Source organism: Methanobrevibacter sp. (assembly GCF_045541095.1).
GTDB lineage: Archaea > Methanobacteriota > Methanobacteria > Methanobacteriales > Methanobacteriaceae > Methanocatella.
In genome coordinates, this window is the sequence record NZ_JAZQIJ010000233.1 from 1 (window position 1) to 5,292 (window position 5,292).

General features: G+C 33.8%; 8 protein-coding genes. 2 read left to right on the plus strand and 6 right to left on the minus strand.

From position 1 onward, the window contains the following. The coding region (locus tag ACKI2P_RS09965; RefSeq protein WP_407377271.1) for a helix-turn-helix domain-containing protein at positions 1-274 on the minus strand (274 nt) is incomplete at its 3' end. Between the two features lie 558 nt (positions 275-832). Here ACKI2P_RS09965 and ACKI2P_RS09970 point away from each other — a divergent pair. After that, positions 833-1,369 (plus strand): DUF2115 domain-containing protein, encoded by a 537-nt coding sequence (locus ACKI2P_RS09970; protein ID WP_407377272.1) that lies wholly within the window; start codon positions 833-835, stop codon positions 1,367-1,369. An 8-nt stretch (positions 1,370-1,377) separates the two neighbouring features. Next, positions 1,378-1,857, plus strand: coding sequence for a GNAT family N-acetyltransferase (locus ACKI2P_RS09975; RefSeq protein WP_407377273.1), 480 nt, complete (start codon positions 1,378-1,380; stop codon positions 1,855-1,857). A gap of 39 nt (positions 1,858-1,896) precedes the next feature. On the opposite strand, the gene ACKI2P_RS09980 is transcribed toward ACKI2P_RS09975, so the two are convergent. From ACKI2P_RS09980 to ACKI2P_RS10000, 5 genes are all read right to left on the minus strand, one after another. Beyond that, a complete protein-coding gene (locus tag ACKI2P_RS09980) occupies positions 1,897-2,472 on the minus strand; it encodes a flavin reductase family protein (RefSeq protein ID WP_407377274.1) in 576 nt (191 codons plus the stop codon). Further along, positions 2,469-3,230 (minus strand): EFR1 family ferrodoxin, encoded by a 762-nt coding sequence (locus ACKI2P_RS09985; RefSeq protein ID WP_407377275.1) that lies wholly within the window; start codon positions 3,228-3,230, stop codon positions 2,469-2,471. The genes ACKI2P_RS09980 and ACKI2P_RS09985 overlap by 4 nt, the downstream gene beginning before the upstream one ends. A gap of 36 nt (positions 3,231-3,266) precedes the next feature. Further along, positions 3,267-4,007 carry an MBL fold metallo-hydrolase gene (locus ACKI2P_RS09990; protein WP_407377276.1) on the minus strand — a complete coding sequence of 247 codons (741 nt, stop codon included), beginning with the start codon at positions 4,005-4,007 and terminating at the stop codon, positions 3,267-3,269. 63 nt (positions 4,008-4,070) lie between these two features. Continuing rightward, positions 4,071-4,553, minus strand: a complete 483-nt coding sequence (locus ACKI2P_RS09995; protein ID WP_407377277.1) for a bacterioferritin — start codon at positions 4,551-4,553, stop codon at positions 4,071-4,073. A 78-nt stretch (positions 4,554-4,631) separates the two neighbouring features. Then, positions 4,632-5,078: a MarR family winged helix-turn-helix transcriptional regulator gene (locus ACKI2P_RS10000; protein WP_407377278.1), complete on the minus strand. Its 447-nt coding sequence runs from the start codon at positions 5,076-5,078 to the stop codon at positions 4,632-4,634. Positions 5,079-5,292 lie beyond the last annotated feature (214 nt).

Genomic DNA, 5,292 nt, shown 5'->3' on the forward strand with positions numbered 1-5,292 from the left:
TTTTAAATGCTTTATGCAAATCATCACGTGCCTGTTGAAGGCTAGTGGACTCTGTTTCATCCAGATATGGTAATTCATTTTTAGTTTCTTTTAAGAAGTGATTTAATTCTTTTTTAGTTGGAATTTTAGTAGAATCCTCACTATATTTGATTCTATATTTATTTAAAAGTTCATTATAGGTTTTACGAGTACAACCATAGTTTTTTTTAAATTCAACTTCTTGTTCAGGAGTTAAATGAAGTTTAACAACTAATCCTCGAATATATTCACTCAAATAAATCCATCCCCAAATTTTACATTTTTTTAAGACATACAAAATATTGTTCTTTTTTAAAACTACAATTAAAATTACATTAATTGTATAATATAGCATTTGGTAATTACTTCTATATAAAAAAAGAGGGAGAGCGTTTGAGAAGTAATCGAATAACTAACTGAGAACAATTTTTTAAACCCAGAACAATTTTCACAACTCAAAGCAAATATTACAAATCCCACACAAAAAAAAGAGAGTACACTGAACAAAAAATTCATATATCTAAAATAGTCTCCAAATATATTAAATAAAAATAAACACAATAAAATTAATTAAAAAAGATAGTACACACAACAGTGCAATTCATCCACGACCTAAAAGAGGTCATGGTATTCTTGCATTATTTAAGATAAACATGACATCAAATTGAACACAAAATCAAATATTTACACATATTCCAATAATGGGAATCATAAGGCAATGATTTCAGGCATCATGAAAACTTTTAATATGACAAAGGATAAACTTTAACATGAAAAATCTAATGAATACAAAAAAATAAACGGCTGGAATAAAATGAACATGTATGAAGACTTCTCAAATACAGTTGTGAATGAAAATAACGTATCCTGTGATGCAGTTTTGGAGATACTCAAAAAATATTGCGGCACCATATCCGTTTTTGACCTTATGAGAGTCAATGCAGAAATGATTGAAGAGTCAAAATACGTTCAGGAAAACTATAAGGAAAAAAGTCATGGAGTATATGCAAAGTATTTTCTCGGCCGCATTAAAGAAATAAGGGATGACAACACCCATTACAACAAAAACATCGACAAGGAGGATTTCATTGATTCAGTTGCAACCTTAAAGTCATACCATGATGCTGAATCAATCAAATCAAAAACTAAGTTTCCTCTGATATATGGAATCGTCTCACTTTATACAACCTACATTTTGGAAGAGCCAATTCATCCTGTTGGAACACCGTTTCCAGGCTCTTTAAAGGTAGAGGAAAAGGACGGAGTGTTTTACTGTCCTGTAAAGGATGCCAATCTCGAATCCCCAAATGCCGTGTGTAAAATGTGCATTGCAGAACAGCTTGATTTTTAGGTGAAAAAATGACAGAAATAACATTCAGATTTGCAAATGAAAACGACACAAAACTTATTCTTGAATTCATTAAGGACCTTGCGGAATATGAAAACATGCTTGATGATGTAGTAGCTACAGAAGAACTTTTAAATGAATGGCTATTTGAAAAAAAGACTGCAGAAGTAATATTTGCACTTGAAGACGGACGCGAAGTTGGATTTGCACTATTTTTCCATAACTTTTCAACATTTCTCGGCAGGGCAGGAATATATCTTGAGGATCTGTATGTAAAACCTGAATACAGATCAAAAGGATATGGAAAAGGACTAATCAAAAAATTGGCGCAGATTGCAGTTGAGAGAAACTGCGGACGCCTTGAATGGTCATGTCTTGACTGGAACCAACCAAGCATTGACTTTTATATCTCATTGGGAGCGGAGCCAATGGATGAATGGACAGTCTACAGGATTTCCGGAGACACATTAAAAGAGCTTGGAAAAAAATAAAAGCTAAAATATTAATTTTTAAAAATTTAAAAAAAAAGATTATTTCTTGAATTTTAAACCGAGTTTAAATGCATCATCTATCTTTTCACCTGTTCTGTAATAGCTGTGGGTTATATCATCATATGCCAACGGATCCAATAGCTCAAAATCAATCTTGTTGTTTTTGATTACACTTTCATCGGCCCAGACATTGACTATTTCACCGGTAATCTGTGTATGGGAGCCCACTTCTGCAATGTGCATTACCTTGCACTCAAGAGATACCTTGAACTCTTCAATCAATGGTGCATTAACTTTTTCACCCTTTTTGTGTGTAAAATTAATTTTATCAAGTTTATTTGCATTGTATCCTGATTCTATTCCGAGATAATCAGTTTCTTCAGCATGTTCAACACTTGGAAAAGCAAGACAGAACTCTTTAGTTTGTAAAATGCTTTTAAGAGTTTTTCTCTTTAATGTGGAGTTTATTGCTATCATCACGGCAGGAGGATGATGGGAACACATTGTAGCAAAAGCCAATGTACATGCATCTGCATTTCCTTCTTCATCGTAAGCGCTTACGACTACTGCAGGAGCAGGATACATCATTGTATGGTTTCTTAGATTGACTTTCATTCTATCACGTTGTTGCTTTTGATTATTTCTGAAACCCTGATGTTTGGGTTTTTAAATCTCTCCTCAGGATTCATCTCATCATTGATGAAAAGCGTTTTTGTCTTGCAGTGATGAACGCATCCAAGGCAGAACTCGCAGTTATCTCCAATGGATGGAAGATCATCTTCATAGGTTATGTTTCCTCTAGGACATACCTTTGAGCATATCTGACAGCCATTGCATCCTTCACCAACATGTATGGAGAACCTTTCGGTCATTGTTGTTTCAAGAACTACTTCAATGTTAGGAACATCGGTAAACATTGGCTTTTCAAAGATATATCCTTTTCTTGAAAGTATATCCTCTTTAATAAGTTCTATCTGACCGTCAATGTCTGCATCCTTTTTAAGTTTCTTTTCACTGGCCATGTCAAAAGTCGGAAGGAAATTGTCAACCATCAAAACTGAATTGGTATAACTGATTTTGATTCCACGATTTTCGAATGTTTGCTTCATGATTCTAAGCGCATTCTGGTCTCCGTCAGCACCGTATGAACATATCAGAAATATGTAATCGGCCCTGATGTTTACCTTTTCTACAAATTCACGAAGCATTTTCGGTGATGTTGCGTAAAATACAGGAAATACAATTCCTACAATATCATCTTCAAAATCATAGATTCCGTCTTTCACCAGTTGGGGAATGCTTAAAAGTTCGCCACCCAGCTGTTTTGAAATATAGAGATTATTGCCTGTTGCGGTAAAATATAAAATTTTCATGGCTTAACCTTTAAAAAAAAAAGAAATGAAAATTATTTATTCGTAATAAATACTTTCTGGTGGATTTTCCAAGTCGATTACTGCTTTGTTTTCCAGGTTTTCATGACCTAACGGAGTATGTGTTGACAGATATACTGTAGGATTATTTTTGACAAATTCCCTGACCTTGTCAAATGTTTCCCTTGCCTTTTCAATATCCTCATATACAACTGACAGCTTGTTTTCATACAATGCTTCATCGGTATATGTGATATCTCCCTGGAACATGTAGAATAATCCGTCGTCTTCGGCAATTACCAAACTGTTTCCAGTAGTATGTCCGACCGCTTCAATCAGATATACTCCATCAACTATTTTTTGAGACTTTTCAAAGTTATAATATTCACCGTCATCAAATTCGACAGGAACAATGTTTTCCCCTTCATATCCCAGTTCTTCAGCTTCGGTTTTTGAAAGGTATACTTTAGCGTTAGGGAATTGTGCCACTTCTCCGGAATGGTCAATGTGTTTGTGTGTGAGGATGATTTTTGTAACATCGTCCTTTTCATATCCCAGTTGTTTAAGGGAAGTTAAATAATCAGTGAATTTATCACCCATAAATAAAGGTGTTGATTCGTCAGGTTCATTGACTGGAAAACCGCTTGGCACACCTGTATCAACCAGAATTACATCATCACCAGTATCTATCAGGAAATTTTGAATACTTGAACGGTATTTTATGGAATTGTCAAATTTATCAGGTCCTTCTTCACCACCGAATGCAAAACCCTGTGTCATGAATCCATGTTCAAAATTCTTTACAGATTTTATTTTAATAAGAATCTCTCCTAAGACTTATATTTATTCAGCAGATTGTTGATCATTGATTAATAATTGGGTCAGGTAGTTTTGTTTACCAATCATTTTGCATAAATCAAGCTGCTGTTCGCTCCAGTACATGTCCTCTTCTTCGTCCTTGAGGTATTCTTTCATTAAATCGAAAGTTGTTGTGTCAAATATTCCAGATTCCATCATTTCATTAACAACAGCAATTCCTTCAACAGATACATTGTAATCTGCTTCAATGAATTCTACTATATCAGTGTATATAGGTTTTGCTTCCTGAGCTTCCTGTTTGATTTCTCCACCTAAGTCTAAAATACGGTCCATGAACTGTTCTACGAATGCCATTTCCTCATCTGCATGGCCTGCATATTTGGTTCCTAATGATTCAAATCCGAGTCCTGCAAATATTTTGGATTGAATTCTGTGTCCGAATGAATTTGCGGACAAACCTGTTACGATAGCTTGTAAAGCTTCAATTGTTTTTTCTTTATCAGACATGATTTTCACCTTTTGAATTAAAGACTTAATTATATTAAGTCCAATATGAATATTTTATTTCCAATACTATTTATCTGTTTAGGGATATGTTGATTTTTCAGAAAATTCGTAAAGCATAATCTTGAATTTTTCAATTTCTTCTGCGGAATATCCCTCAAACAGTTTTGCTTCCCATTCATATACTGCCTTTAACAATGTAAATATTGCCAGTTTTCCATCCTCTGTCAATTCGACAATTTTACGGCTTTTGTTGTTTTCATCACATTTTCTTTTGATATACCCTGTTTTTTCAAGTCTCTTTATGATTTGAGTTACATTCGCTTCAGAAACCCCTAACAAATCTGCCAAATCCCTTTGTGACATGTTATGACGATAAAATATGTTCGCAAGGTATGTGAAATCCCTTGGTGTCAGGTTCTTGAAGTTCTTTTTGAGATAATTGTTGTACTGTATATTGACGTAGTCAATAAAGAGAATAATCGGAGTAACCTGAATCTGTTCATCGCTGAAATTTAAATCTGCCATATTCTCACCATTTATAAATATCTTCCAAGTTTAATAAATAATTTATCTTAATAATGCAAGAATACCATGACCTCTTAGGTCATGGATGAATTGCACAAAAAATTACTTATCAAATGCTCTCTGAAGAACTTTAAATACCAATGAAATCTAAACTAATAAATGACAAAGTTAATCAAAACTTTTTTCAACGATAACCAAGTTTAAAAAAGCAAAA